Origin of the sequence: Bradyrhizobium sp. Bra78 (genome assembly GCF_024519855.1) — a bacterium.
In the GTDB taxonomy this organism is placed as follows: domain Bacteria; phylum Pseudomonadota; class Alphaproteobacteria; order Rhizobiales; family Xanthobacteraceae; genus Bradyrhizobium; species Bradyrhizobium japonicum_G.
Genome location: NZ_JALJRE010000004.1, coordinates 25453 through 49345, shown reverse-complemented (window position 1 = coordinate 49345; position 23893 = coordinate 25453). Strand labels below are relative to the sequence as shown.

Sequence of the window (23893 nt, the reverse complement as noted above, 5' to 3'; positions counted from 1 at the left end):
GATTTTGAGCCTGATTTGTTGCGGCCAGCTATAGCACGCGATGGGGCTTTTTTGGGCCATTTGCCCTTGCTCCCGGCAGCCTTTTCGGGGAGATTGCGGCCCTCGATGGACCACGGACCCCTGAGCTCATGAACGCGCCTTCTTCCTCTTCCCGTCAGATCGTCTGGCCGAGCGTCATCACCGTCATCAGCGCCGCCATCCTGATCGGCGCGGAGGTGTTCGGCGCGGCGTTTGCAGGCGGCTGGGCGCTCGCGATCCTGTTCGGGCTCGGCGATCAGGGCACACACATCCTCCAGGCCGCGCTGTTCGCACTCGGCGTGCTCGTGATGACCGCCTTCATCCGCGCAGCCCAGCGCGTCGAGCCCTTCACGAAGCGCCGCTGACGCTTCCTCGCGCGCGAGAGACATGCGCGCGCAGAAAACTTAACGCGCGTTCATCTTCCGCGTCGCGCGCGCAACACCGCGCAAGCAGATGTTAGGCAATTCTGTCCGCAGCCTAAAAAAATTCTTGCGAACCAGAGTCAAAACCCTTATGTGCGGTCTTGCCCAATTTCGCACGTGCCTGTGGTCGTGTGTCAGTCGGTAGGTATCCGGACAAGAGGCCGGACAGCCGCCAAGGGGTGAAGAAGCCGAGGGGCTCTTCGGAAGTGCGGAAGTCGGAAGGCTCATAGCCGGACGACGAAAGCAAACCCGGAGCGTCCAGCATCTCTCTCAAGAGATGCCTTGTCGAAGGTGACTTCACTTCTTGCAACCGTGACTGGCAGCCGGAGGCGAACCGGCGCACCCCGCTCTCAACGGGGGACGCGACTTAAAGCAACGACGGATCGGGCTTTTTTGGTCTCTACCGGCAGTCCAACGCCGGCGCGGGCTACTGAAAAGGCTTGTCCTTCATTGCCAGGTGTGCGGGCGGGAGCATTCCCAACCAATCCACGGCAGCACAGTCTGATGTGAGTCTTTGGCTCGTCACGCCTCCATCGCGTGATCTGGCCGGAGCGCTCTTATCCGACGTCATTTTTTGAACGGATCCCCGTCGCTGGGCCGTTTGGGAGAGTGCTATGACCGATCGTATCCAGGAATTCCTGCGCAACCGCCGCAAGGAGGGCCTCGACACCGAGCCGTGCCTCGTCGTCGACCTCGAAGTCGTGCGCGACAATTACCAGACCTTCGCCAAGGCGCTGCCCGACAGCCGCGTGTTCTATGCCGTCAAGGCGAACCCGGCGCCGGAAGTGCTGGCGCTGCTGGCGTCCATGGGCTCCTGCTTCGACACCGCGACGGTCGCCGAGATCGAGATGGCGCTGGCTGCGGGTGCGACGCCCGACCGCATCTCCTTCGGCAACACGATCAAGAAGGAGCGCGACATCGCGCGCGCCTTCGCGCTCGGCATCCGGCTGTTCGCAGTCGACTGCACCGCCGAAGTCGAGAAGATCGCCCGCGCCGCTCCCGGCGCGAAGGTGTTCTGCCGCATCCTCTATGACTGCGCCGGCGCCGAATGGCCGCTGTCGCGCAAGTTCGGCTGCGACCCGGAGATGGCCGTCGATGTGCTCGACGTCGCCAAGCGCCTGGGCCTGGAGCCGTGCGGCATCTCGTTCCATGTCGGCTCGCAGCAGCGCAAGGTGAAGGCGTGGGACCGCGCGCTGGCGATGGCCTCGCAGGTGTTCCGCGACTGCGCCGAGCGCGGCATCAACCTGACCATGGTCAACATGGGCGGCGGCTTCCCGACCAAGTACCTGAAGGACGTGCCGCCGGTAGTCACCTACGGCCGCTCGATCTTCCGCGCGCTGCGCAAGCACTTCGGCAACCAGATTCCGGAAACGATCATCGAGCCGGGCCGCGGCATGGTGGGCAACGCCGGCATCATCGAATCCGAGGTCGTGCTCATCTCGAAGAAGAGCGACGAGGACGAGGTGCGCTGGGTTTACCTCGACATCGGCAAGTTCGGCGGTCTCGCCGAGACCATGGACGAGTCGATCCGCTATGCCATCCGCACACCGCATGACGGCGCGGACATGACGCCGTGCGTGCTCGCCGGGCCCACCTGCGACAGCGCCGACGTGCTGTACGAGAAGAGCCCGTATCCGCTCCCCGTCACGCTCGAGATCGGCGACAAGCTGCTGATCGAAGGCACCGGGGCCTATACGTCGACCTACTCGGCGGTGGCGTTCAACGGCATCCCGCCGCTGAAGACTTATCACATCTGATCCGCCTCTCCTTCTGAGGCCTGACGAACCCGGGAGCCGGCTTGCCGGCTCCCTCCCTGACATTTCGATTTCTGACGACGCCTTGGACCGGCGTGCTTCGCGCACGTCGGCTTCAAGCGGGGACTGACGTGCCATGACCACTCTTCGGAAGCCACAGATCGCCCTCAACTCGAATGCCGCTCCGTTCGCTATTCGTGCGGAACGTGCTGCCGACGTTGCCGCCCGTGAAGCGCTGCTGGATGCCTGCTTTGGCGAGAACCGCCATGGCCGCACCTGCCAGCGCCTGCGCGACGGACGTGCGCCTGCCGCAGGCCTTGCCCTGTCGGCCGTGCGCGAGGGGACGCTCGTGGGAACCGTGCGGCTGTGGCATGTCAGCGCCGGAGGCAGGCCCGCTCTGGTCCTCGGACCACTGGCGGTGGACCCTGCCTGCCGCGAGTTCGGGGTCGGCGCCGCGCTGATGCAACAAGCGCTGGCCGCCGCCCGGGCGCGCGGGCATGCCGCCGTGATCCTGCTCGGCGATGCCTCCTATTATGCCCGCTTTGGCTTCTCCGGCGAGAAGACGGCTGAGCTCTCGCTGCCCGGCCCGTTCGAACGCGACCGTCTGCTCGCGCTCGAATTCACCGGCGGCGCGCTCGACGGCGCCGAGGGGATGATCGTCCCGACCGGCGCGCCGCTATCCAAACGGAGGTCGGTTCGTCCCCTCCAGGCGCACGCGGCCTGAGGGATTGCCGTGATGGCGACGACCGAAGCCGCGTAAAGCGACAACGGCTGGCTGCGCTTGGACTGACGCCCGTTCTTTCGGGGTTGCGTGAGCCCCGGAAACGCCCTTTAACCCCGCGAAACACCCTTTCAGTCGAGGTCCAAAACATGTCCCGTCGCCTGATCTCAACCGGCTCCCCCCTCGAGAAGACCGTCGGCTACAGCCGCGCCGTGATCGACGGCGATTTCGCCTTCGTCGCCGGAACCACCGGCTATGACTACACCACGATGACGATGCCGGCCGATGTCACGAGCCAGTCACGCAACTGCTTCAAGACCATCGCAGCCGCCTTGCAGGAGGGCGGATTCGAGATGGCCGATGTCGTCCGCGCGACCTACTACGTCACCGACGCGAGCTACATCGACGCCCACTTCGCCGTCTGCGGCGAGGTTCTCGGCGACATCAGGCCGGCCGCGACGTTGCTGGTCGTCTCCGCCCTCGCCAAGCCCGAGATGAAGGTCGAGATCGAAGTCACCGCCAAGCGCCGCAGCGTCTAAAGCGCCGCAGCGCCTGATCCATCCTCTCACCCTTTGTTTGCCAGCACGTTCCGGAGAAACCATCCCATGAGCCACCCCTCGCAGATCTACGCGAAGATCACTGGTCCCATCGTCATGGTCGGCTTCGGCTCCATCGGCAAAGGCACGCTGCCGATGATCGAGCGGCATCTCGATTACGACAAGTCGCGCGTCACCGTGATCGATCCCAAGGACGAGGGCCGCAAGGCGCATTGCGAGAAGCAGAATGTGCGCTTCATCCAGAAGGCCGTGACCAGGGACAATTATCGCGAGTTGCTGACCCCGCTGCTCACCGAAGGCGGCGGCCAGGGCTTTTGCGTCAACCTGTCGGTCGACACCGGCTCGACCGACATCATGGAGCTCTGCAATGAGCTCGGCGCTCTCTATATCGACACCGTCAACGAGCCCTGGCTCGGCTTCTATTTCGATTCGTCGAAGGGGCCGGAAGCGCGCTCCAACTACGCCCTGCGCGAAGTGACGCTGGCCGCCAAGAAGGCGCGCCCCGCGGGCTCGACGACGGCCGTCTCCTGCTGCGGCGCCAATCCCGGCATGGTCTCCTTCTTCGTCAAGCAGGCGCTGCTCAATGTCGCTGCTGACCTCAAGCTCAACGCTCCCAAGCCCAAGACCAAGGCCGAATGGGCGGATCTGATGCGGCAGGCCGGCATCAAGGGCATCCACATCGCCGAACGTGACACCCAGCGCTCCAAGAAGCCGAAGGAGCCCGACGTCTTCGTCAACACCTGGTCGGTGGAAGGCTTCCTGTCGGAAGGTGTGCAGCCGTCCGAACTCGGCTGGGGCACCCATGAGAAATGGATGCCCGAGAACGCGCGAACCCACGAAGCCGGTTGCGGCGCCGCCATCTATCTGATGCAGCCCGGCGCCAACACGCGCGTGCGCACCTGGTGCCCGACCCGCGGCGCGCAGTATGGCTTCCTCGTCACTCACAACGAGTCGATCTCGATTGCCGATTACTTCACGGTGCGCGACGCCTCGGGCACGGCGGTCTACCGGCCGACCTGCCACTATGCCTATCATCCGGCTGACGACGCCGTGCTGTCGCTGCATGAGATGTTCGGCCGCGCCGCGAAGATGCAGGAAAAGCACCACATCCTCGACGAGAACGAAATCGTCGACGGCATCGACGAACTCGGCGTGCTGCTGTTCGGCCACGACAACAATGCCTACTGGTACGGCTCGCAGCTCTCCATCGAGGAGACCCGCAAGCTCGCGCCCTACCAGAACGCCACGGGCCTGCAAGTGACCTCCGCCGTGCTCGGCGGCATGGTGTGGGCGCTGGAAAACCCCAACGAAGGCATCGTCGAGGCCGACGAGATGGATTTCGATCGCCTGCTGGAAATCCAGCTGCCTTATCTCGGCCCGGTGAAGGGCTTCTACACCGACTGGACGCCGCTGACGGATCGTCCGGGACTATTTCCGGAGGACATCGACACGAGCGATCCCTGGCAGTTCCGGAACATATTGGTGCGCTGAGGGACGCGACGCGTTCCGACTGCGAGCGTGCAGTGACCGCCTACTTCTCCTTGATCGGTGGAGCGATCTTCTCGGCAGGTGCAGGGGGCAATGCTGGTTTGACCGCGCCGGAAGCCCCTTGCGTCTGCGGATCGGGGCGCGCGGGCTCGGGCGCCGGCGTGGTCGGCCGGTCGCCGCCGGGCTTGGCTTCCGCGGGCTTGTTCTGATCCTCGGACGGCGTGCCCTGGAGCGGCTGGGTTGCCTGCGCCAGCTCCATGCGACCTTCAGCGCGGATTTGCGCGATCGATACCCCCGATATCACCACGCCGGCCGCAAACAGCGAGCAGGCAATCATGAAGTCGAGTTTCAGTCTGCGCTTGTCATTGCCGGTCATGTCGATCACCGCCTATGTCTGCGAGATCAACGAAGTCGCCGGCCCGCGGTTCCGTAGCCGCCGAAGCGGGAACCGCGCCTTCGCGCGCCAAAACGCCGCGCTCAGTCCGAGGTGCTGACTTCCCAGGTGGCGTGGCGCACGCCCGGCAGGTGCTGGAGATCGGTCGCCACCGCGTTCAGCTCGTTCGGATCAACCGCGGTCGCGACCAGCTTTGCAACGATCTCCAGGACGTCCTCGCCAATCTCGACCACCTCGATATCGGCCACCGGATACTTTGCCCCTTCGAGCTTCTCGACGAGGCGGTCGCGCATGTCGGGGAGCGCGTCGGTCGCGACCGCGAGCTTGAAGTAGTAGGTCGCCTCGGAGGCCTTCTCGTTCAGCGGAATGCGATTGATGGCGTTGACCAGCGGGCGCAGCATGGTGTTGCCGGCGATGACGAACACGGTGAGTGCGGCCGCCTGCGCGACCATGTCGGCTCCGCGCAGGAGCCGACCGCTGCCGAGGCCCACAGCGTCGCCGCGGTGTTGAGCCCGCGCACGTCCATGCCCTGCTTCATGATGACGCCGGCGCCGAGAAAGCCGATGCCGGAGACGACATAGGAGATCACCCGCACCGCGCCGTCGGAGCCGGTCAGATGCATGGCGAGATCGACGAAGGCGGCAGCGCCGACCGCGACCAGCACGTTGGTGCGCAGGCCTGCGGTGCGCTGCCGGTACTGCCGTTCGGCGCCGATCAGCGTGCCCAGCACGAAGGCCGTGAACAGGCTGACCAGCGTGTCGGCGAAGTCAGCAAGCTGGAACGTCGTCAGAAACCGCATGGTCCCCTATACGGTCAGAACGATGACAGATTAAAGCTCGAGCAGACCGCCGTCGCCATTTTCATCGGCAAAGGCCAGCAGCGTGCCCTTGGCGTTCCAGGCGAGCGCAGCCACGGGTGGCGTGCCGTTGCGGCGGACCAGGATCTCGGCGCCGTCCTCCAGCCGCACCATCAGCACGGTGCCGTCGCTGTAGCCGGCGGCGAAAATGTCGTTCTTCGGATGACACGCGACCACCGACACGCGCGCTTGCAGCGGCGCCAGCATCGCGGGCTCCTTGCCCATCGGGCCGTCCTTGCTGGCGAACGGCCACAGGATCACGGTGTCGGCGCCCGAGGTTGCCAGCGCCTTGCCGCCCGCGCTCCAGGACATCGAGCGGACCCGGCCGGGATAGCCGGTCATCCGCATATGCCTGTTGTCGGCGAGCCGCCAGCCGTGCAGCGCCGACTCGTGCATCGTGGTGACCAGGAATTTGTTGTCCGGGCTGAAGGTGACGCCGAGATGGGAGCCGGCCCAGGGCAGGAATTCGGCCGATCCTTCCATGTTGGGAAACCACAGCGTGGCGCCGTTGTAATGCGCGATCGCGAGCCGCAAGCCCTTCGGCGCAAACGCAAGCCCACCGACAGTCGAGGGCACCTCGATCGATTTTTCCTCGCTCTTGCCGCTCTTGACGGTCGCGGTCTTGCCGGCCGACCAGGCGTAGGCGCCATCCGAATGCAGTGCCACCGCGTCGATCCAGCGCCGCTTCGGGTCGGTGGCGAGCAGCGTCACCTCGCCCTTGGCGTCGAGCGACACGACCTTGCCGTCGTCGCCGCCCATGACGAGGCGCTTGCCGTCGCTCGCGGTCGAGAGGATGCCGCCGCTATGCACGACAACAGTGGTGATCTCGCCCTTGCTGTCGACCAACGCAACGTTTTCCTCGCCGCCGACGAAGGCAGCGCGGTCGCCGAGGAAATGAGCCGAGGTCACACCCATGCCGAGCGCAACCGGCTTGACACGGTCGGTGACGGAGACGATCGAGGCGGAGTCGGGAGCGGGCGTAAACTCTTTCATCACGAGACGATGCAGCTCTCGAAGCCCGCGCGAATGAGCTCTTCCGGCAATTCGCGGCCGATAAAGACGAGGCGGCTCTCGCGCGCCTCGCCGTCCTTCCATTTCCGCTGGTGGTTGCCCTCCAGCATCATGTGGACGCCCTGGAAGACATAGCGGTCGTCATCGTCGTGGAAGGCGAGGATGCCCTTGGAGCGCAGGATCTTGCCGCCCTCGACCTGCACCAGATTCTGGAGCCAGGGCATGAACACGTTCGGGTCGAGCGGCTTGTCGGTCTTGAGCGACAGCGACTGCATGTCCTCGTCGTGATAGTGCTTCAGGCCGTGGCCGTGATCATGATGATGGTCGTGACCGTGGTGATGATGATCATGGTCGTGGTCATGATCGTCGGCATTCAGGAAGTCCGGCTCGATGTCGAGGATGCGGTCGAGATCGAAGGCGCCGCGATCGAGTACGTCAGCCAGAGCCACCGAGCAGCGCTCGGTACGATGCAGCTTCGCATAGGGATTGATGGCGCGGATGCGGGCCTCCACCTCGGCAAGCTCTCCCTTGGTGACGAGATCGGTCTTGTTCAGCACGATGACGTCGGCGAACGCGATCTGGTTCTTGGCCTCGGGCGCGTCCTTGAGCCGGTCGGAGAGCCATTTAGCATCCGCGACCGTCACCACCGCATCGAGGCGCGCGTTCTTCTGCACGTCCTCGTCGACGAAGAAGGTCTGGGCCACGGGCGCCGGATCGGCAAGGCCGGTGGTCTCGACGATGATGGCGTCGAACTTGCCCTTGCGCTTCATCAACCCGTCCATGATGCGCACGAGGTCACCGCGCACGGTGCAGCAGATGCAGCCGTTGTTCATCTCGAACACTTCCTCATCGGCACCGATGATGAGGTCGTTGTCGATGCCGATCTCGCCGAATTCGTTGACGATGACGGCGTATTTCTTGCCGTGGTTTTCGGACAGGATGCGGTTCAAAAGCGTGGTCTTGCCGGCGCCGAGATAGCCGGTCAGGACGGTCACGGGAATTTTCTGGGAGGTCGCTTCAGACATAATCACTCCGGACTTCGGGCGTTTCGCGCGACGCGAGGCGGGGTGGCCCCTGCCCTAGTGGTCAAGCGCGCTGGTCAGGGCCTTTATATTGTGCCTGACCATATCAATGTAAGTGGGTGCAAGCCCCTTTTCGGCCGTTAAACCGTCCGAAATGAGGGTCCCGCCGACTTTTGAACCGGTCTCCGCCGCGATCCGCCGGATCAACCGGTCGTCGCTGATATTTTCCAGGAAAACGGCCGGGATTTTTTGGGCCTTGATCTGGCCGATGATGCCGGCGATATCCCGCGCGCTGGGCTCGGTTTCCGTGGAGACGCCGAGTGGCGCGATGAACTGGACGCCGTATTCGGCGGCGAAATAGCCGAAGGCATCATGGGTGGAGATCACCTTGCGCCGCTCCGGGGGGATTTTCGCCACCGCCTCGCGGACCTCGCGGTCCAGCGTTTCGAGCTTTTCCAGATAGGCCTTGGCCTTCGCGCGGAAGAACTCCGCGTCGTCCGGATCGGCCGCGGCCAGCGCGCTGGCGATGTCCGTCACGTAGACCTTGGCGTTGGGCACGGACTGCCAGGCATGCGGGTCTGCGGCCGAGCCGAGCTTGAGCGGCGCGATGCCGGCGCTCGCGGTGACCACCTGCGCCTTGGCTCCCGACGACTGCACGAGACGCGGCAGCCAGCCCTCGAGGCCGAGCCCGTTGACGATGACGAGCTTTGCGTCTGCGATCCGCTTCGCATCGCTTGGAGCGGGCGTGTAGACATGGACGTCGCTGTCGGTGCCGACCAGCGTCGTCAGATTGATGCGGTCGCCCCCGACATTGCGGACGAAATCGGCGAGGATCGAGAAACTGGCGACGACGTTGAGCCGTTCCGCAGCGCGCAGCGGCGAGGCGATCAGCAGGAGCACGCAAAGCAGGATGGGCCGCATCGCCGTCACGCTTCCAGATGCCGGCCGGGAAACAGCTGCCGGAGGATACCGCCGACGCGACCGAAGAGAACGGAGACGATGTAGAGCACGCTCGCCACGAGAATGATCGCAGGGCCCGACGGCACCCGGGTCTGGAACGACAGCACGAGACCGGCATAGCCCGAGACCGCGGCGGCAACGACTGCGATGCAGATCATCGCGGTGAGGTCGCGCGACCAGAACCGGGCGATGCCGGCCGGCAGGATCATCAGGCCGACCGCCAGCAAGGTGCCGAGCGCCTGAAAGCCGTTGACGAGGTTGATCACGACCAGCGCGAGGAATGCGAGATGCGCAGGTCCCCCGGCGCGGCTGACGGTGCGCAGGAACAGCGGATCGACGCTCTCGATGACCAGGGGGCGGTAGATCACGGCGAGCACCAGCAGCGTGATCGTGGCGTTGAAGGCGACGACCAGCAGCGTCTGGTCGTCCATCGCCAGGATATTGCCGAACAGCACATGCAGCAGGTCGATATTGGTGCCCTTGATCGAGACGATGGTGACGCCCAGCGCCAGCGAGGCCAGATAGAACGTCGCCAGCGAGGCGTCCTCCTTCAACCCGGTCGAGCGCGCGACGAGGCCCGCGAGGATCGCGACTGCAAAGCCGGCGATCAGGCCGCCAGCCGTCATCGCGAACAGATTCAGGCCGGAGAGCAGGAAGCCGACAGCGGCGCCGGGCAGGATCGCATGCGCCATGGCATCGCCGACGAGGCTCATCCGCCGCAGCATCAGGAACACGCCGATCGGCGCGCCCGCCAGCGACAGCGCTATGACGGCGGCAAGCGCGCGCCGCATGAACTCGAATTCGGTGAACGGACCGATCAGCGCGTCATAGATCATCGGATTTCAAGCCGCCCGCGAGCGGCCATCGTCAGCCGCGCAGGCCTCAGCGCTGTCGTCGAAGGCCTCGCACATCCGCATCGCGACCATCAAATTTTCCGGCGTCAGCACTTCCGCCGTCGGGCCCCATGCCACGGGCCCGCGCGCCAGCACCAACGTCTCGCTGAAATGATTGCGCACCATCTCCATGTCGTGCAGCGCTGCCAGCACGGTGCGGCCTTCGCCGTGCCATTGCTTCACCAGCGCGAGCAGGTCGATCGTGGTCTTGCTGTCGATGGCGTTGAAGGGCTCGTCGAGCACGATCAGGCTCGCGTCCTGGAGCAGGACGCGCGCGAACAGCACGCGCTGCATCTGCCCGCCGGAGAGCGTGCCGATCGGGCGGTTCTCGAAGCCGTTGAGGCCGACGGAAGCGATCGCGTGCAGGATCTTGTCACGCGCGGACTTGCCGATGCCGCCGAACAGGCCGGTCGCACGCCACAGCCCCGTGGCGACGAAATCGAATACCGAGATCGGAAAGCTGCGGTCGATCTCCGCGCTCTGCGGCAGATAGGCGACATCGCGGGAGTCGAGCCCGCCGAGATGGATGCTGCCGTCGAGTGGCCTAAGGATGCCGACAATGCCGCGCAGCAGCGTCGACTTGCCGGCGCCGTTCGGGCCGACCACGGCGACCAGCGCGCCCGGCGCGACCACGCCGTTGAGATGATGCACGGCCGGATGCCGGTCGTAACCGAGCGTGACATTGTGAAAGTGGACGGCCGCCATGGTCACCTCATCGCCAGGAAGACCACGCCCCAGAGCACGGCGCAGGCGGCAAGCGCCGCGGCGACGCGTGCGGCCATGGTCATGCGCAGGATCGACCAGGGCGCCGCCTGAGCCGGATGCGGCACTGCTGCATCGTGGACGTGAGCGTGCGTGTGGTCATGCCCGTGGGAATGGGCGTGGGAGTGGTCGTGATGGTGAGCTTGGGACGCGGAGGGAACCATGTCGAGACGTTATATTATAACATTACCCCTGTCCACGCTCCCTCAGGGTTTGCCGATCACCATCGCGATGGCGGCCGCCAGGAACGGGAATGGCACCGACACCGCGCAGCGGAACCAGACGAAACGGGCCGGCATGAACGGGATTTCCCACAGGATCACCCGCTGGAAGGCGAACAGCGCCCAGGCAACGACATAGGCGACCACCTGCGGCACCCCGCCGCCTGATTTGAGCGCCACCGTGCCGATGGAGAAGCCGATCACCGGGCCCCCGGGCGTGGCGGCCCCGGCAACCACGGCGGTCGCGACCCCGAGCCAGCCGCTGTCCGGGCCGAGCCAGCCGGTGATCACCTCCTGCGGGATGATGGCGGCGATATAGCCGGAGCCGATCACCCCGAGCGCGATCCGCGGCACGATGTTGATGAAATCCATGGAGCCCTCGCGCAGCGAGGCCTTGAACACCGGAGGGCCGCGGCGGAAGGCGATCAGGCCGACGCCGAAGACCGAGCCCCAGAGCAGGATGTCGATGAGAAGCGCCGCGCTCAAATCTCGTCGTCCTTCGTGGCCCGCCTCGGATAGAGCCGGACATAGACGAAGCGTCCGAGCGCGCCTGCGAGCACCGGCAGCGGCAGCGAGATGACGATGCGCCACAGCGTGAAGTCGGTGCCCATGATCGGAATTTCCCAGGCCACCGCCCGGCCATAGCCGATCAGGGTCCAGCTCACGACCATGGCGATGGTGGCGCCGAAATCGGCGCCGACCGCCAGCAGCGCGCTCGCGACGGGATAAGCGGTGAACGGTCCGCCCGGCAGGATCGCACCGAAGGCGGTGCCGATCAGCAGGCCCTTCAGGCCCGATTTCGGCCCGAGCGAGCGCGATACTTTTTCGTGCGGCAGGATCTCGGAGATGAACGCGCCGAGCAGGCAACCGGCCAGAACGCGCGGCAGAATGCCGCCGAACAGCGACAGGTCGTGGGTGAGAATGTCGAGAACACCGCCAGAACCGTCACGCCGCCAGACCAGACCCGCGCTGACCGCCACCAGGACCGCGATGATGATGGTCGACCAGCCGATCGGCTTGCGCACGCGTCCCGGCCGCGGCTCGGACTCCACGTCCTCGGCAGGCGCCGGGTCTTTCGGGGAAGAATCTGACAACGGGCTCGGTCGGCTCGAGGGTGATGCCCGTCCTGATTAAGGGCGGGCCCTGCACGATGCAAACAATACGGTGGCGGGAGCGTTGCGCGCCCGGCGCAGGGCCATGCGAGGTGCGGACGAATTCCGCACAGAAAAAAGGCGGCCGCGCATGCGACCGCCTTTTCAATTCGTCACTTCCGGAGCGGCAAAGCCGAACCCGGAATGTGTGAGCCCTCAGGCCTTGTCGAACAGGGATTCGACGTATTCCCAGTTCACGAGGTTCTCGACGAACGCCTTGAGATAGTCGGGACGGCGGTTGCGATAGTCGATGTAGTAGGAGTGCTCCCAGACGTCGCAGCCGAGGATCGGAGTGGCGCCGTGCACCAGCGGATTCTCGCCGTTCGGGGTCTTGGCGATCTCGAGCTTGCCGTTCTTGACCTGGAGCCAGCACCAGCCGGAGCCGAACTGGCCGACGCCGGCCGCCTGGAAGTCGGTCTTGAACTTCTCGAAGCCACCGAGGTCCTCGTTGATCTTCTTCTCGAGCTTGCTGGGCAGCTTGGTGCCGCCGCCATTAGGCTTCATCCAGCTCCAGAAGTGGATGTGGTTGTAGTGCTGGCCGGCATTGTTGAACACTGCGGGGTTCTTGCCGAACGAGCCCTTGACGATCTCCTCAAGGGACTTGCCTTCCCATTCGGTGCCCTTGAGCGCGTTGTTGCCGTTGGTGACGTAGGCCTGATGATGCTTGTCGTGGTGGAATTCGAGCGTCTCCTTCGACATGAACTGGCCGAGGGCGTCATAGGCGTAAGGGAGTGGGGGCAGCGTAAAGGTCATGGGTTGTTGTCCGCGACTGATGGGGAACGAGGCTTAACGGTCACCCCTTATAGAAGGTTCCTCGGCCGTTAAATACCGCCAAATTGCAAAAACGGGTGATGCGGCGGTTTGGCCCGATTGCATAAAATCGTCGCAAGTGTGAGGGGCCGCTTCAACAAGCCGAAAAATGTCATTGCCTTTGAGGCGCTTATGGCAGAACGAACGCACCACGCGGAGATGCGAAAGAAAGAGCAATGAGCATCGAGATCGACATTTTGAACGGCGATGCCTCCTGGCCGATCGCAGAGCCGCTGCATCAGGCGGTGTTCGGACCGCAAATGGTCGAGAAGCTGCCATGGGCGCACGTCAAATGGGCCAATGCCGATTTGCGCGTGCTGATCGAGACGCCCGAGGACGGTCTCGTCTGCCATGTCGGCATCTACTTCCGCACCGTCACCTGGAACGGACAGAATGTGCATATCGGCGGCATCGGCGGGGTGTGCACGCGCGAGGACCGGCGTAGCCGCGGATATGCGACCATGGCGATCGATGCGGCGGTGCACACCATCCGCGCCAACGAAGCGGCGCGCTTCGCACTGCTGTTCTGCGAGCCGCACAATTTTGCGTTCTACCAGGCCCGAAGCTGGCTGCCCTTCAAGGGCGAGGTCTATTGCGAACAGCCGGAGGGACGAATCCGGTTCGACGCCATGACGCCCTATGTCTTCAACATCGTCCGTGCGCCGACGCTGGGCACCATCGACCTCTGCGGCCTGCCCTGGTGAGCCCTGCGTGAAGCAAGGCTGGCGGAGGCAAGCCAACCCTGTAATATGTCGATCATCATCCAATGTTCCGCCCGGTGAGACATGACGATCGACGCCTCGATAGACGCCGTGCCGCCTGCCCCGGTCGCCTCCCCCATCGCCAGCCTGCTGACCGCGCCGATCCTGCCGACGCTGCTGCGGCTCGCGATCCCCAACATGATCGCGATGGTCGGCAGCACGCTGGTTGCGATTGCCGAGACCTCCTATATCGGGCGGCTCGGCACCATCCCGCTCGCGGCGATCGCGCTGGTGTTCCCGTTCGCGATGCTGACGCAGATGATGAGCGCGGGCGCGATGGGCGGCGGCGTCTCGTCGGCGATCAGCCGTGCGCTCGGCGCCGGGGATCGCGACCGCGCCGCGTCGCTGGCGCTGCACGCCGCCATCATCGGCATTTGCGGCGGGCTTTTCTTCACGGTGATGATGCTCGCCTTCGGTCGCTCGTTCTTCACGTTGCTCGGCGGACGCGAGCGCGTGCTCGAGGAAGCCAGCGGCTATTCGCAGATGCTGTTCTCCGGCGCGGTGGCGATCTGGCTCGTCAACACGCTGGCCTCGGTGATCCGCGGCACCGGCGACATGCGCCTGCCTTCGATGATTTTGATCGGGATGAGCGTGCTCCAGATTTCGCTCGGCGGCACGCTGGGGCTCGGCCTGTTCGGCGTGCCGCAATTCGGCATGCCCGGCGTCGCCGCCGGCCAGTTGATTGCGTTCACCTGCGCCGCGCTCTTTTTCCTCTGGTATCTCTTGTCCGGCCGCAGCCGGCTGCCGCTGAGGGTCCGCGCCTTTCATTTCGAGCGCGCCATGTTCCTGGACATCCTCAAGGTCGGCGCGGTCGCCTGCCTGTCGCCGCTCCAGACCGTGCTCACCATTTTGATCTTCACGAAGATCCTGGCGACCTTCGGCACCGAAATGCTGGCCGGCTACGGCATCGGCTCGCGGCTGGAATTTTTGCTGATACCGATCACCTTCGCCTTCGGCATCGCCTCGGTGCCGATGGTCGGCATGGCGATGGGCGCCGGACAAGTGAAGCGCGCGCGGCGCGTGGCCTGGACCGCGGCGGCAGCCTCCGGGATCACCGTCGGCCTGATCGGCCTCGTCATTGCGCTCGATCCCGCATTGTGGGTGGCGCTCTTCACCGGAGATCCCGGCGTCACCGCCGCGGCGCACAGCTATTTCCACTGGGCCGGGCCGGCCTTCGTGTTCTTCGGCATGGGTGTGTCGCTGTATTTTTCCTCGCAAGGTGCGGCGCGCGTCGGCGGTCCGGTTCTGGCCTCCACCGCGCGGCTTCTGATCGTCGCGATCGGTGGCGTCGGCCTGATGATGGCGCAGGCGCCGGCCTGGACATTGTTCGCCCTGGTCGGCGGCGCCATGGTCGTGTTCGGGCTCTCGACCGCAGCCTCGGTCGCCTTCGTCCGCTGGGGCAAATGAGCGCAGGTAGATAAGCGCAGGCAAATAGGCGCAGGAATGTGATTCCATCCAGCGTTGCACTATCCTGCCGGGCTGCTATGGAGGCGCCTCCAATTCGGGGCCCCCTCCATGACTTCCAGATTCGCTGCTCTCATTGTCATCCTGGCTGCGCTGCTTGGCACGACTGCCGCGCAGGCGCAGAGCGTCGACGGGACCTGGCTGACCCAGGCCGGTGATGCCCGCGTCAAGATCGGCAAATGCGGCGGCGGCGTCTGCGGCAACATCGTCTGGCTGCGCGAGCCCCACGACACCGCGACCGGCCAGCCAGCGACCGACAGCAAGAATCCCAATCCCGAACTCGCCAGGCGCCCGATGATCGGACTGCCGCTGTTCATTGGCATGCAGCCTTCAGGCCCGAACAAATGGTCCGGCCAGATCTACAATGCCGATGACGGCAGCACCTATGCGAGCAGTGTCACCGTCACCGGCACGGACGCATTGCGGGTGGAAGGCTGCGTCGGCGCGCTCTGCGGCGGCGAGACCTGGACGCGTGCGGGGCGCTAGCTCGCGCCCGCCGCCATCGCCTTCAACGCCGTCGCCGCCGAGGCGTAGCCACCTCTCGCGCCGTCGATGAAGTGGACGTGGTCGCTGCGCAGCGCCGACGGCGTGAAGCAGGTCATCATCGCGGCGTCCTGTTGGTGGAGGCCGTAACGCACGATGCCGTCGCGTGCCGCCGCCGCGAGACGGTCGCTCAGCGCGCGTTCGAGCTGCGGGGTGCAGTCGAGGATCATGCGCAGGCCGTCGTCATATTTGCGGAAATCCGAGTTCTCGACCACCTGCCGCTTGTAGACATCAGGCACGAAGCCGCCGACGTTGAGGTCGAAACGCATGATCAGATAGACGAACAGCGTGTAGGCCAGCACGCGGGCGCGACGTGCGACCAGCGGACCGCCACGCTTGGTGCGTGCTTCATATTCCAGCCCCTGCGGAGGCCATGTCAGCGGCGGCCCCTGCGATGGCACCGGACGGCCGCCATCCGGGCTGCGCTCGACGAGGTGGATGATGTCCTCGATCACCTTGCGGAAAGCCTGCGGATCGGCACCGGGCGTCGGCATCACCAGCACGGACAGGATCAGTCCGCGCGAGGCCGGCATCACCTCGAAACGGCAGGACAGTCCGGAGAGATCGGGCTGCGTGCCGTCGGGCGCCTCCGCGACCGCAAACTCGCCGCGCTTCATCGCGGCGTCGGCCCAGGCAAGCCCACCGCCAGAGAACATCGCATAGGACAAATTAGCCGACGGCCCAAAGCGCGCGACGCGAACGTCGAGACCTTGCGCGCGGATCGCGCTCACCGGCACCAATCCAACGCGCATCTCAAGATCGAGATCCTCCCGCACCCAGGTTGCGGTCGCGGCCAGAGCCTCGCGGGCAGCATCGAGATCGGAAGGCGCGACCGCAAAGCTCGCGCCGTCGCCGCCGAACACGAAGGGGAATTCCCGGCCCTCCAGCGCATTCGTCACCGCTGCAATCACGGCTGCGCCGGCCATGTTCACGGCCTTGTAGCGCTGCGCGGCGATCGCCTTGGTGGAATCGACGATGTCGGCGACGCCGATGCTCCAATCGTCCGGCAGCGGCGCATAGAGTGCGGGCTCCATCAGGCTGGTGAAGCCGCGGAAGACGGGAATGCTGCCGTAGAAGGGGGCGGCTGGTGTCATCGGGTGATTGCCGGACGTTTGGTGCGCTTCCGAGGGAGATACGGAGCAGGATCGATCCGGGTTCGCCGGCTGGCGTCCCCCTTTTCAATCATTGGCCGAAATGAGCCCGGACAACAAGACCGCGCCGCGCTGCAATGCCGCAGCGGAGCATTGATCGGCATCAAAAAGCCGGCCGCCGGGTGCGGATATGCTGGGCTCATCTTCAGGCGTTGCACGGGATGATCGAAGTGCCCGACTTCGGCAGCAAGGACCCCACCACTTCCGTGCGCCGGCGCACGGGGCTTGATCCGATCAGTGCGGTGAAGATGCCGGAGAGGCTGACCGCTGCCGTCGATGCCTGGGCTGAAGCCCAGAGCCTGTCGCGCTCGGAGGCGATCCGCAAGCTGGTCGAATTGGGGCTGAAGATCGCGTCCCCGGGACTTGCCTCAACGCCCCCGATCGCATCGGACGCCAAGATCGAAGAGATCGCGGTGCACGAGATCGAGGGGCTGCTCGATCCCGCATTGCCGGAGGACGAACGCGAGCGCCGCATCCGTCGCCTCACCGAGGGGCCGCCGGAATTCTCACACGAACGGATCGATTTGCCGAAGCATCGGACGTGAGCGGCGGTACGCGCTAATGCACCTTCGCGTCCTGACGCTTGCGCAGGGCGTCCAGAGACGCGTCGTGGCAACCGACCAGCCGCACGAATTGCTGCGGATACATTTCATGGCCGTGAGTACCGGAATTCTGATGCGTCATCGGCGGGCAGTGGACGTCATCATCCGGCTTCGTGCTGGCATGCTCCGTCCGGCCCTCGTTTGAAGCGGTCATGTTTGGGATGGCCATGGACTGCTCCCTGTCGATTGGGGCAGATCGATTGACGTAACCCAATCGATTGCTACGCATCTTACGACCACATCCGGCTGGATGTCATTGTTCCGGATCAACGTAATGATGGCGGCGGAGTTCCGTTTACGCCGTATTCCCGGCGTCAATCGTAAAGACGGTGCCGGTCACGTTGCGGCCGCCCTCGCCGAGCAGATATTCCACCATGCGCGCGACGTCATCCGTCTCCGGCAGGCGGCGCAGCGCGCTGCGCCCGGCGATGCGCTTGCGGCTCTCGTCGGAGAGGTTGTGGGTGAGCTCGGTGTCGATGAAGCCGGGCGCGATCGCGTTCACGGTGATGCCGAGCTTTCCGACCTCGCGCGCGAGCGAGCGGGTGAATCCGGTGGCGGCGGCCTTGGTCGCGCCGTAAACGGACAGCCCGTTATAGCCGGTGGTGGCGATGATCGAGGAGATGTTGATGATGCGGCCGGCACCATCGGCCATCATCTGCCGCGCGACATATTTGGTGAGGATGATCGGCGACAGCACGTTGAGCTGGACCAGCGCCTCGATCTCGGAATTGTGCATGGTCGCGAGCAGGCCTTCGGTGCCCAGGCCGGCATTGTTGACGAGGCCATAGATCGGGCCGAACTCGTCGCGCACCATTTTTGCAAACGCCGGGATCGCGTCGATCACCGCGAGATCGCAGGCGCGGAAATGCAGACGCCCTTCCGACCCCGCGATCGCCGCCTTGAGCTCATCGCTCTCGCGCCGCGCGGCTGCGATGACGTTATAGCCGGCATCCACCAGCCGCGTGCCGATCGCAAGGCCGATACCGCGGCTGCCTCCGGTGACAAGGACATTATGCATCGGTGCGCGCCAGTTTGCCGGCCGGAGTGACGTCGAGCGCCTCGACGAAGCGGATCACCGCCGGCACCTTGTGAGATGCGAGCTGCGCGCGACACTGATCCAGGATCTGGTCGCGGATCTCTTTGGCACGCGCCGGATCGGTGCCGTCGGCGAGGATCACGTCGGCGACGACGATACCGCCGGTGATCGGGCTCTTGCGCGATTTCGCCCGCGACATCCGTACGTCGGCATGGCGGTTGATCACCGCCTCGATCTCTTCGGGGTGAACCTTCAGTCCGCCGATATTGATGATGCCGCCGCGACGGCCGACGAAATAGTAGCGGTCGCCGCGCAATTCGACGATATCGCCGCTGTCGACAAAGCCGTCGTCATCGGTCAGCGCGGCGGCGTTGCGGCCGATATAGGCGTGCGCCGTGCGCGTCGAGCGGATGCGCAGCGAACCGTCGACGACCTTCATCTCGACGCCATTGCGGTTGCCGAGATAGTCAGCCGGAAAACCCTCGAGCCCGTCATTGACGGCAAAGCCGACGCCGGCCTCTGTCGAGGCGTAGGCGTGGCCGACGGACGAATTGGGGAACGCGGCCTTCAGGCCATCGAGCACTGCCTGATCGGCAATCTCGCCCGAGAGACGGACGTAACGCGGCGCGAACTTTGCGGCCGAGCCGCTCATCAACAACTTGCGCCAGTGCGAGGGCGTGCCGGAGATGTGGGAGACCCCACGCGCGTTCAGCCGCGCGACGTGATCGGCCAGCGCCTCATCCGGATCGGACAGCACCATGGAGCCGCCGGAGAGGACGGCACGGAGGAATATCTGCAGGCCGCCATAGCGGCGAATGTCGTAGAACGTCGCCCACACCGGCGCGGGTCCGCGCGCGGGGCCTTCGGCGACGATGGCGCCCGTGAGTGCCTCCAGCGTATGACCGACGATTTTCGGTACGCCCGAGGTGCCCGAGGTGAGCATCAGCCATTCGGTCGCGCGTTCGGTTCTGGCCGGCGCGGTGGCCTCAAGCGGCAGCTGCGCGGTGACGACCAGCGTCACGCCGGTCTCGGCCCAGCGATCCGGCTCGTCGGTGACGACGGCATCGATTCCGGCATCCGCGATCAGCGCGTCGAGATATGCCGGGTTGAGATCTGGCGGGCACAGCAGCATGCGACGGGCAACGCCGTCGAGCTCGATCATGGCAAGGCCGGACCGGAGCTGGTCGGACAGTTTCAACAGGACCGCGCGGCCGGACAGCTCGCGCAGCCGTCCGCCCAGGACCGTCTGCGACAGGATATCCGTCAGCGACGCGACATCGTGCGCGTCCGACAGCGTGCGGCCCGTCAGCTCCGCGCCGAGATGGTCGCGTAGCGCAAAGATCTCACGCGGGGACATTTTCGTAGGCCCGCACGAAATCGCCCACGGTGGCGGGGAACGCTGCGTCCTCGGAGATGGTGAAGGGGTCGACGCCGGTCTCGTCCTCGAGACGCGCTACCAAAATGGCGAAGGCGAGCGAGTCGAAGCCCGTCTCGTGCAGGGACAGATCGTCCGAGAGTGCGGGCAGCGTGACGTGCTGCTCCTTGGCGATCTGCTGGATCGCTTCAATGACCTTAGACCTTACCGACATGGCTGGCTCGCTGCTCTGTTCTTGTTCATTCTTCGTCGTTCAGACGGCGGCTCCTGATGACCGCCTCCCATGGCCTTTTGTTTACCCGACAGAAGTAAATGGCTTCTTGGACAATTCAGATAAAATTGGACCTATCTCCGGATTTCGCATGGCTAGAGCCTGATCGAGCCGTCGACGAGCTTCGAATACGCCTCCAGATCGAGCGCGGCATAGGCGCCGGCCTTCGGGTCCAGCATGAACAGCGGATCGCGGATCGCGCCCGGATCAAAGCCCTCTCGCGCGAGCTCGGTCTTCTTCTGCTTGAAGGTCTCGGTCGCATCGAGCTCGCGCGAGATGCGAAGGAAGAGGGGCCGAGCATAGGCCGGCAGGCGCTGCGCGAGATGCGCAGGCAGCGCTTCCACGTGAAAACCCTCGTTCACGACGATCGCGCTCATGCCGGCGCGGCCGTCAGTGCCAGGGATGCTGACGCCGTAAGTGGTCGCATCGATCACGCCGGTAAAATCGCGCACGGCATCGTTGACCTCCGAGGCGGCGACGTTCTCGCCCTTCCAGCGGAAGGTATCTCCGATGCGGTCGACGAAGTGGAAGAAGCCCTTGTCGTCGAGCCGCATCAGGTCGCCGGTGCGGAACCAGGCATCGCCCTTGGCGAAGACATCGCGCAAAATCTTCTTCTCGGTCTCGCTCGCGTCGGTGTAGCCCTCGAAGCGGCCGCCGCCCTGGTCCGCCGTGCCGATGCGGCCGATGGCTTCGCCGGCCTCGCCGCGTGCGCAGGCAATGCAAAGTCCATCTTCATTGCGCAGCGGCGCGCCGCTGCCGGGGTCGAGCCTGACGAGGCTGGCCGGGAAACGATGGGCGAGCAGCGGCGGGATGCGGCCGATCGCCCCCGGCTGGCCCTCGACGTTGAACAGCGAGAAATTGCCTTCCGTCGCGGCATAGAATTCGAGGATGCGGGGAATGGCGAAACGGGCCTGAAAGTCCTCCCAGATGTCGCCGCGCAGGCCGTTGCCGCAGGCGAGCCGCAGGCGGTGACGGTTCTCGTATTCGGACGGCGGCGCCTTCAGCAGGTAGCGGCAGAGCTCGCCGATGTACTGGAATAGCGTGCAATCGTGGCGCACGATGTCCGGCCAGAAATTCGAGGCCGAGAATTTTTCCGCGATCACCACCGAACCGCCGGCAGCGAGCATGCTGCATGGCGCGACGATGCCGCCGACCGAATGGAACAACGGCAAGCAGTCGTAGAGCCGATCCTGCGGGCTCGCGCCGGTGAGGCCGGCGAACCAAAAGCCCCAGTTGAGGATGCGGCGATGGCTGATGCTGGCCGCTTTCGGCAGGCCGGTGGTCCCGGACGTGTAGATCAGCAGGGCGCGATCGTTGATGGTGACGTCGCCGTGCTCGTCCGGCGAGAGCGGACCGTCGTCGAGGGCGGCAAGCGCGACATCGACCGCGCGTTCGCTGCGGGCGTCGCCATGGGTCCAGACCTTTGCTTCCGTCTTCAGGTGCGGCGACGCGCTGTCAAGCATCGCCGTCAGCTCATGCGCGACGATGATATGCGATGGCTTTGCAACGTCGATGCAATGCGCGAGCGATGGCCCGACAAGCTTTGTATTGAGCAGCGCGACCACGCCGCCGGCGCGGCTGATGCCGAGCCAGGCGGCGACATAGTCGATGCCGTTCGGCATGATGAGCGCGACCGTGTCGCCCTTGGCCACGCCGACCGAGCGCGCCCAGCGCGCATAGCGGTTGATGCGTTTCGAGAGCCCCTCATAGTCGAGGCTTGCGTCATCGGTGATCAGCGCGATGCGGGCGGGTTGACGCTGCGCCCAGTCGTCGACGACGTCGGCGAACAGCCGGCCCGGCAGCGCCTCGATCCGCGCGGTGAGCTCGATGGCCTTCAGCCAGATTTTTGAAGCCGAAGGTGCGCGCGCGGCTCTCGGTTGCTCGATGATGCCGGTGGTCATGCCGTTCATTCTTTCGGAACGTGTCTGCTGGTTCCGGCAGCTTAGCTCGCACGCCCTGCCCAGGTGTTAAGAGACAAGGTAAAACGCGGTTAGTGCGCGATTAACTCTAGTGATCCTTTACCAAGCCGAGGGGGATCGCTGTACGGCCCGGCTTGTTTCTTGCGACAGCAAATCCAGTCATTCGGACGCGTAGCGCGAACGCGATCAACGCCTCGTTCGACCCCGCGCTGCCGTATGATTTCGCCAAGGGCATTGCGCCGGTCGCCGGCATCGCGCGGATCCCGCCGCACGGCAATGCCGACGCATTCGGCGGCATGCTGACCGCGGAGACCGAGCGCTGGCGCAAGGTGGTGGAGCTGTCGGGGATCCGGAAGGAGCAAAGAAGCACACGGCGCTAGGCGGCTTCGTCCAAGCAGGCTATCCTTCGCTCTACCTTGCGTTGTCCTGGTCACGACAGGGAGGCGACCCGTGGCTCTCGACCCCTCACAAATTCCGGTTCAGGCAACGCCGTTCCGGCAAAGGCTGACCAATCTTTTCAACCGGCTGAGCGGCGACGGACGGGTCAAGGTGGTCGCGATCGGCTCGTCGACCACGGCGGGCGAAGGAGGTATCACGCCCTATCCCCAACGACTGCTGGCGGACCTTCGGATCCAGTTTCGGTGGCAATTTCCGAAGGCAACGATCGACGTGATCAACCGGGGCATCGGCGGCCAAGAGGCTCCTGAAGAGTTCAAGCGATTCCAGCGCGACGTCTTCGACCTGAATCCCGACCTCGTTATCTGGCAGGTCGGCACCAACTCGGTTTGGCAACCCGCCGATCAGAACCCTCCTTCTTTCAGGGATACCACGAAGGCGATCCGTAAAGGTGTCGACGAACTTCTGGCGGCCAAGCGGATCGACGTGATTCTAATGGACCTGCAGTATGTGCCGGCGCTGCTGACACGGGCCAAGATCGGCAAGGCGATCGCAATGGTCGAGGCGATCAGCGACATCGCACATAAGAAGCGCGTCAATGTCTTTCGCCGCTTCGAGCTGATGAAGGGCTGGCACGATATCGCAGGGATTTCATTCGACCGGATGGTCGACCCGGGCGACGACACCAGGCTGCACGCAAGCGACTGGACGACGGACCAGATGACCTGGCAATTGACCGCAGCAATCAACGCGGCGGTGAACAAGGCTCCGTCATCCGCTGGCATGCGCAGCCGGTAGTCCTACCTGCTCCATCGCACCAGCGACCGCGTGAGCGCTACCGACGTGCCTGCAGACGAGATAGCGGGGATCGAAGGTCTGCGCGTGTGACGGCACGGCCATGAGCACCGCACCGACAGTCAAACCAGGCCCACTGTGCGACGCCTCAATCCTGGCACCGGAAACCGCGTCGCCTGCTGCTACTGGTGCACCTTCTTGTGACGCCGGCGGGGCGGCAGCGGTTCGTTGAAGGCGTAATAGGGATTGAGGTCGCAGGTCGCGGCAAGGCCCGACGCCGTGGCGCGGCATTGCGGCAACGAGGTGAAGGAGCAGTCAAAATAGTCACCGCCCCCGCCACCCAAGCCGCCGCCGGTGTAGCGGTGCATGCATACGGGATAGGCCGGATCGTACCTCTGCGCGCTGGCATCCGCTGCGCCCAGCAGCGTGAATATCGCAGTGAGGGTCAGGAGCGGCAGACGCATGGAGAAATCCTCGAATAGGTCACCTCGGCAACGTCGATGCCGACGGCTTCATATGACACAACATCCCGGCGCGCGC

Annotated in this window: 28 protein-coding genes and 1 pseudogene; 11 read left to right on the top strand and 18 right to left on the bottom strand. The window is 64.9% G+C overall.

Annotation, left to right across the window (positions count from 1 at the left end; genetic code table 11):
- Positions 1 to 128 precede the first annotated feature (128 nt).
- From OC450_RS10855 to OC450_RS10835, 5 genes are all read left to right on the top strand, one after another.
- Positions 129 to 383: a hypothetical protein gene (locus OC450_RS10855; RefSeq protein ID WP_211381305.1), complete on the top strand. Its 255-nt coding sequence runs from the start codon at positions 129 to 131 to the stop codon at positions 381 to 383.
- Positions 384 to 1054: 671 nt separating this feature from the next.
- Complete coding sequence (locus tag OC450_RS10850; RefSeq protein ID WP_211381304.1) at positions 1055 to 2197, top strand: type III PLP-dependent enzyme; 1143 nt, start codon at positions 1055 to 1057, stop codon at positions 2195 to 2197.
- A 133-nt stretch (positions 2198 to 2330) separates the two neighbouring features.
- Positions 2331 to 2918, top strand: coding sequence for a GNAT family N-acetyltransferase (locus OC450_RS10845; RefSeq protein WP_211381303.1), 588 nt, complete (start codon positions 2331 to 2333; stop codon positions 2916 to 2918).
- A 146-nt stretch (positions 2919 to 3064) separates the two neighbouring features.
- Positions 3065 to 3454, top strand: coding sequence for a RidA family protein (locus OC450_RS10840; protein WP_211381302.1), 390 nt, complete (start codon positions 3065 to 3067; stop codon positions 3452 to 3454).
- Between the two features lie 66 nt (positions 3455 to 3520).
- Positions 3521 to 4963 (top strand): homospermidine synthase, encoded by a 1443-nt coding sequence (locus tag OC450_RS10835; RefSeq protein ID WP_262047851.1) that lies wholly within the window; start codon positions 3521 to 3523, stop codon positions 4961 to 4963.
- A gap of 40 nt (positions 4964 to 5003) precedes the next feature.
- On the opposite strand, the gene OC450_RS10830 is transcribed toward OC450_RS10835, so the two are convergent.
- The 11 genes and pseudogenes from OC450_RS10830 to OC450_RS10780 form a co-directional block, all read right to left on the bottom strand.
- On the bottom strand, positions 5004 to 5336 hold the full coding sequence (locus tag OC450_RS10830; protein WP_262047850.1) for a hypothetical protein: 333 nt from the start codon (positions 5334 to 5336) through the stop codon (positions 5004 to 5006).
- Positions 5337 to 5437: 101 nt separating this feature from the next.
- Positions 5438 to 6153 (bottom strand): annotated as a pseudogene (locus OC450_RS10825) (MgtC/SapB family protein).
- Positions 6154 to 6183: 30 nt separating this feature from the next.
- Positions 6184 to 7203 (bottom strand): WD40 repeat domain-containing protein, encoded by a 1020-nt coding sequence (locus tag OC450_RS10820; RefSeq protein ID WP_262047849.1) that lies wholly within the window; start codon positions 7201 to 7203, stop codon positions 6184 to 6186.
- Entirely contained in the window at positions 7203 to 8246 is a 1044-nt protein-coding gene (locus OC450_RS10815) for a CobW family GTP-binding protein (RefSeq protein ID WP_211381298.1), read from the bottom strand. The genes OC450_RS10820 and OC450_RS10815 overlap by 1 nt, the downstream gene beginning before the upstream one ends.
- Positions 8247 to 8300: 54 nt before the next feature.
- Positions 8301 to 9164 carry a metal ABC transporter solute-binding protein, Zn/Mn family gene (locus tag OC450_RS10810; protein ID WP_256807277.1) on the bottom strand — a complete coding sequence of 288 codons (864 nt, stop codon included), beginning with the start codon at positions 9162 to 9164 and terminating at the stop codon, positions 8301 to 8303.
- Between the two features lie 5 nt (positions 9165 to 9169).
- Positions 9170 to 10039, bottom strand: coding sequence for a metal ABC transporter permease (locus OC450_RS10805; RefSeq protein WP_262047848.1), 870 nt, complete (start codon positions 10037 to 10039; stop codon positions 9170 to 9172).
- 6 nt (positions 10040 to 10045) lie between these two features.
- Positions 10046 to 10801, bottom strand: a complete 756-nt coding sequence (locus OC450_RS10800) for a metal ABC transporter ATP-binding protein (protein ID WP_256807279.1) — start codon at positions 10799 to 10801, stop codon at positions 10046 to 10048.
- Between the two features lie 2 nt (positions 10802 to 10803).
- A complete protein-coding gene (locus tag OC450_RS10795) occupies positions 10804 to 11022 on the bottom strand; it encodes a hypothetical protein (protein WP_262047847.1) in 219 nt (72 codons plus the stop codon).
- A 42-nt stretch (positions 11023 to 11064) separates the two neighbouring features.
- On the bottom strand, positions 11065 to 11565 hold the full coding sequence (locus OC450_RS10790; RefSeq protein WP_211381293.1) for a hypothetical protein: 501 nt from the start codon (positions 11563 to 11565) through the stop codon (positions 11065 to 11067).
- Positions 11562 to 12173, bottom strand: coding sequence for a permease (locus tag OC450_RS10785; RefSeq protein WP_262047846.1), 612 nt, complete (start codon positions 12171 to 12173; stop codon positions 11562 to 11564). The genes OC450_RS10790 and OC450_RS10785 overlap by 4 nt, the downstream gene beginning before the upstream one ends.
- A 213-nt stretch (positions 12174 to 12386) precedes the next feature.
- Positions 12387 to 12983 carry a superoxide dismutase gene (locus OC450_RS10780; RefSeq protein ID WP_262047845.1) on the bottom strand — a complete coding sequence of 199 codons (597 nt, stop codon included), beginning with the start codon at positions 12981 to 12983 and terminating at the stop codon, positions 12387 to 12389.
- A 233-nt stretch (positions 12984 to 13216) separates the two neighbouring features.
- Between OC450_RS10780 and OC450_RS10775 the strand changes: the two genes are divergently transcribed.
- The 3 genes from OC450_RS10775 (at position 13217) to OC450_RS10765 (ending at position 15751) form a co-directional block, all read left to right on the top strand.
- Entirely contained in the window at positions 13217 to 13744 is a 528-nt protein-coding gene (locus OC450_RS10775) for a GNAT family N-acetyltransferase (protein WP_211381290.1), read from the top strand.
- 81 nt (positions 13745 to 13825) lie between these two features.
- Positions 13826 to 15208: an MATE family efflux transporter gene (locus tag OC450_RS10770; protein WP_256807283.1), complete on the top strand. Its 1383-nt coding sequence runs from the start codon at positions 13826 to 13828 to the stop codon at positions 15206 to 15208.
- A 108-nt stretch (positions 15209 to 15316) separates the two neighbouring features.
- Positions 15317 to 15751, top strand: coding sequence for a DUF2147 domain-containing protein (locus tag OC450_RS10765; protein ID WP_211381288.1), 435 nt, complete (start codon positions 15317 to 15319; stop codon positions 15749 to 15751).
- Here OC450_RS10765 and OC450_RS10760 read toward each other — a convergent pair.
- Positions 15748 to 16902, bottom strand: coding sequence for a DUF3095 domain-containing protein (locus OC450_RS10760; protein ID WP_211381287.1), 1155 nt, complete (start codon positions 16900 to 16902; stop codon positions 15748 to 15750). The genes OC450_RS10765 and OC450_RS10760 overlap by 4 nt on opposite strands.
- 218 nt (positions 16903 to 17120) lie before the next feature.
- Between OC450_RS10760 and OC450_RS10755 the strand changes: the two genes are divergently transcribed.
- Positions 17121 to 17504 carry a hypothetical protein gene (locus OC450_RS10755; protein ID WP_211382384.1) on the top strand — a complete coding sequence of 128 codons (384 nt, stop codon included), beginning with the start codon at positions 17121 to 17123 and terminating at the stop codon, positions 17502 to 17504.
- Positions 17505 to 17517: 13 nt separating this feature from the next.
- On the opposite strand, the gene OC450_RS10750 is transcribed toward OC450_RS10755, so the two are convergent.
- The 5 genes from OC450_RS10750 to OC450_RS10730 form a co-directional block, all read right to left on the bottom strand.
- Positions 17518 to 17730, bottom strand: coding sequence for a hypothetical protein (locus OC450_RS10750; RefSeq protein ID WP_211381286.1), 213 nt, complete (start codon positions 17728 to 17730; stop codon positions 17518 to 17520).
- A 126-nt stretch (positions 17731 to 17856) separates the two neighbouring features.
- Positions 17857 to 18579, bottom strand: a complete 723-nt coding sequence (locus tag OC450_RS10745; RefSeq protein WP_211381285.1) for an SDR family NAD(P)-dependent oxidoreductase — start codon at positions 18577 to 18579, stop codon at positions 17857 to 17859.
- Positions 18572 to 19954, bottom strand: a complete 1383-nt coding sequence (locus OC450_RS10740; protein ID WP_211381284.1) for a class I adenylate-forming enzyme family protein — start codon at positions 19952 to 19954, stop codon at positions 18572 to 18574. The genes OC450_RS10745 and OC450_RS10740 overlap by 8 nt, the downstream gene beginning before the upstream one ends.
- Positions 19941 to 20186, bottom strand: coding sequence for an acyl carrier protein (locus OC450_RS10735; protein WP_015688794.1), 246 nt, complete (start codon positions 20184 to 20186; stop codon positions 19941 to 19943). Before OC450_RS10735 ends, OC450_RS10740 begins: the two co-directional genes overlap by 14 nt.
- Before the next feature lie 152 nt (positions 20187 to 20338).
- Positions 20339 to 22153: a long-chain-acyl-CoA synthetase gene (locus OC450_RS10730; RefSeq protein WP_211381283.1), complete on the bottom strand. Its 1815-nt coding sequence runs from the start codon at positions 22151 to 22153 to the stop codon at positions 20339 to 20341.
- A 143-nt stretch (positions 22154 to 22296) separates the two neighbouring features.
- Between OC450_RS10730 and OC450_RS10725 the strand changes: the two genes are divergently transcribed.
- Both OC450_RS10725 and OC450_RS10720 read left to right on the top strand, forming a co-directional pair.
- Positions 22297 to 22542, top strand: a complete 246-nt coding sequence (locus OC450_RS10725) for a hypothetical protein (protein ID WP_262047844.1) — start codon at positions 22297 to 22299, stop codon at positions 22540 to 22542.
- Positions 22543 to 22612: 70 nt separating this feature from the next.
- A complete protein-coding gene (locus OC450_RS10720; RefSeq protein WP_262047843.1) occupies positions 22613 to 23356 on the top strand; it encodes an SGNH/GDSL hydrolase family protein in 744 nt (247 codons plus the stop codon).
- 179 nt (positions 23357 to 23535) lie between these two features.
- On the opposite strand, the gene OC450_RS10715 is transcribed toward OC450_RS10720, so the two are convergent.
- The gene (locus OC450_RS10715; RefSeq protein ID WP_211381281.1) at positions 23536 to 23817 is read right to left on the bottom strand and encodes a DUF3551 domain-containing protein; all 282 of its coding nucleotides are present in this window, start codon (positions 23815 to 23817) and stop codon (positions 23536 to 23538) included.
- Positions 23818 to 23893: the final 76 nt, after the last annotated feature.

What these genes read in the sequence shown, in the direction of transcription:
- OC450_RS10745 (WP_211381285.1), bottom strand. Translation starts at nt 18,579, where the DNA reads ATGCATAATGTCCTTGTCACCGGAGGCAGCCGCGGTATCGGCCTTGCG.
- OC450_RS10810 (WP_256807277.1), bottom strand. Translation starts at nt 9,164, where the DNA reads ATGCGGCCCATCCTGCTTTGCGTGCTCCTGCTGATCGCCTCGCCGCTG.
- OC450_RS10755 (WP_211382384.1), top strand. Translation starts at nt 17,121, where the DNA reads ATGATCGAAGTGCCCGACTTCGGCAGCAAGGACCCCACCACTTCCGTG.
- OC450_RS10805 (WP_262047848.1), bottom strand. Translation starts at nt 10,039, where the DNA reads ATGATCTATGACGCGCTGATCGGTCCGTTCACCGAATTCGAGTTCATG.
- OC450_RS10840 (WP_211381302.1), top strand. Translation starts at nt 3,065, where the DNA reads ATGTCCCGTCGCCTGATCTCAACCGGCTCCCCCCTCGAGAAGACCGTC.
- OC450_RS10820 (WP_262047849.1), bottom strand. Translation starts at nt 7,203, where the DNA reads ATGAAAGAGTTTACGCCCGCTCCCGACTCCGCCTCGATCGTCTCCGTC.
- OC450_RS10780 (WP_262047845.1), bottom strand. Translation starts at nt 12,983, where the DNA reads ATGACCTTTACGCTGCCCCCACTCCCTTACGCCTATGACGCCCTCGGC.
- OC450_RS10775 (WP_211381290.1), top strand. Translation starts at nt 13,217, where the DNA reads ATGAGCATCGAGATCGACATTTTGAACGGCGATGCCTCCTGGCCGATC.
- OC450_RS10830 (WP_262047850.1), bottom strand. Translation starts at nt 5,336, where the DNA reads ATGACCGGCAATGACAAGCGCAGACTGAAACTCGACTTCATGATTGCC.
- OC450_RS10730 (WP_211381283.1), bottom strand. Translation starts at nt 22,153, where the DNA reads ATGAACGGCATGACCACCGGCATCATCGAGCAACCGAGAGCCGCGCGC.
- OC450_RS10760 (WP_211381287.1), bottom strand. Translation starts at nt 16,902, where the DNA reads ATGACACCAGCCGCCCCCTTCTACGGCAGCATTCCCGTCTTCCGCGGC.
- OC450_RS10855 (WP_211381305.1), top strand. Translation starts at nt 129, where the DNA reads ATGAACGCGCCTTCTTCCTCTTCCCGTCAGATCGTCTGGCCGAGCGTC.
- OC450_RS10845 (WP_211381303.1), top strand. Translation starts at nt 2,331, where the DNA reads ATGACCACTCTTCGGAAGCCACAGATCGCCCTCAACTCGAATGCCGCT.
- OC450_RS10750 (WP_211381286.1), bottom strand. Translation starts at nt 17,730, where the DNA reads ATGGCCATCCCAAACATGACCGCTTCAAACGAGGGCCGGACGGAGCAT.
- OC450_RS10765 (WP_211381288.1), top strand. Translation starts at nt 15,317, where the DNA reads ATGACTTCCAGATTCGCTGCTCTCATTGTCATCCTGGCTGCGCTGCTT.
- OC450_RS10800 (WP_256807279.1), bottom strand. Translation starts at nt 10,801, where the DNA reads ATGGCGGCCGTCCACTTTCACAATGTCACGCTCGGTTACGACCGGCAT.
- OC450_RS10835 (WP_262047851.1), top strand. Translation starts at nt 3,521, where the DNA reads ATGAGCCACCCCTCGCAGATCTACGCGAAGATCACTGGTCCCATCGTC.
- OC450_RS10815 (WP_211381298.1), bottom strand. Translation starts at nt 8,246, where the DNA reads ATGTCTGAAGCGACCTCCCAGAAAATTCCCGTGACCGTCCTGACCGGC.
- OC450_RS10795 (WP_262047847.1), bottom strand. Translation starts at nt 11,022, where the DNA reads ATGGTTCCCTCCGCGTCCCAAGCTCACCATCACGACCACTCCCACGCC.
- OC450_RS10715 (WP_211381281.1), bottom strand. Translation starts at nt 23,817, where the DNA reads ATGCGTCTGCCGCTCCTGACCCTCACTGCGATATTCACGCTGCTGGGC.
- OC450_RS10735 (WP_015688794.1), bottom strand. Translation starts at nt 20,186, where the DNA reads ATGTCGGTAAGGTCTAAGGTCATTGAAGCGATCCAGCAGATCGCCAAG.
- OC450_RS10850 (WP_211381304.1), top strand. Translation starts at nt 1,055, where the DNA reads ATGACCGATCGTATCCAGGAATTCCTGCGCAACCGCCGCAAGGAGGGC.
- OC450_RS10740 (WP_211381284.1), bottom strand. Translation starts at nt 19,954, where the DNA reads ATGTCCCCGCGTGAGATCTTTGCGCTACGCGACCATCTCGGCGCGGAG.
- OC450_RS10770 (WP_256807283.1), top strand. Translation starts at nt 13,826, where the DNA reads ATGACGATCGACGCCTCGATAGACGCCGTGCCGCCTGCCCCGGTCGCC.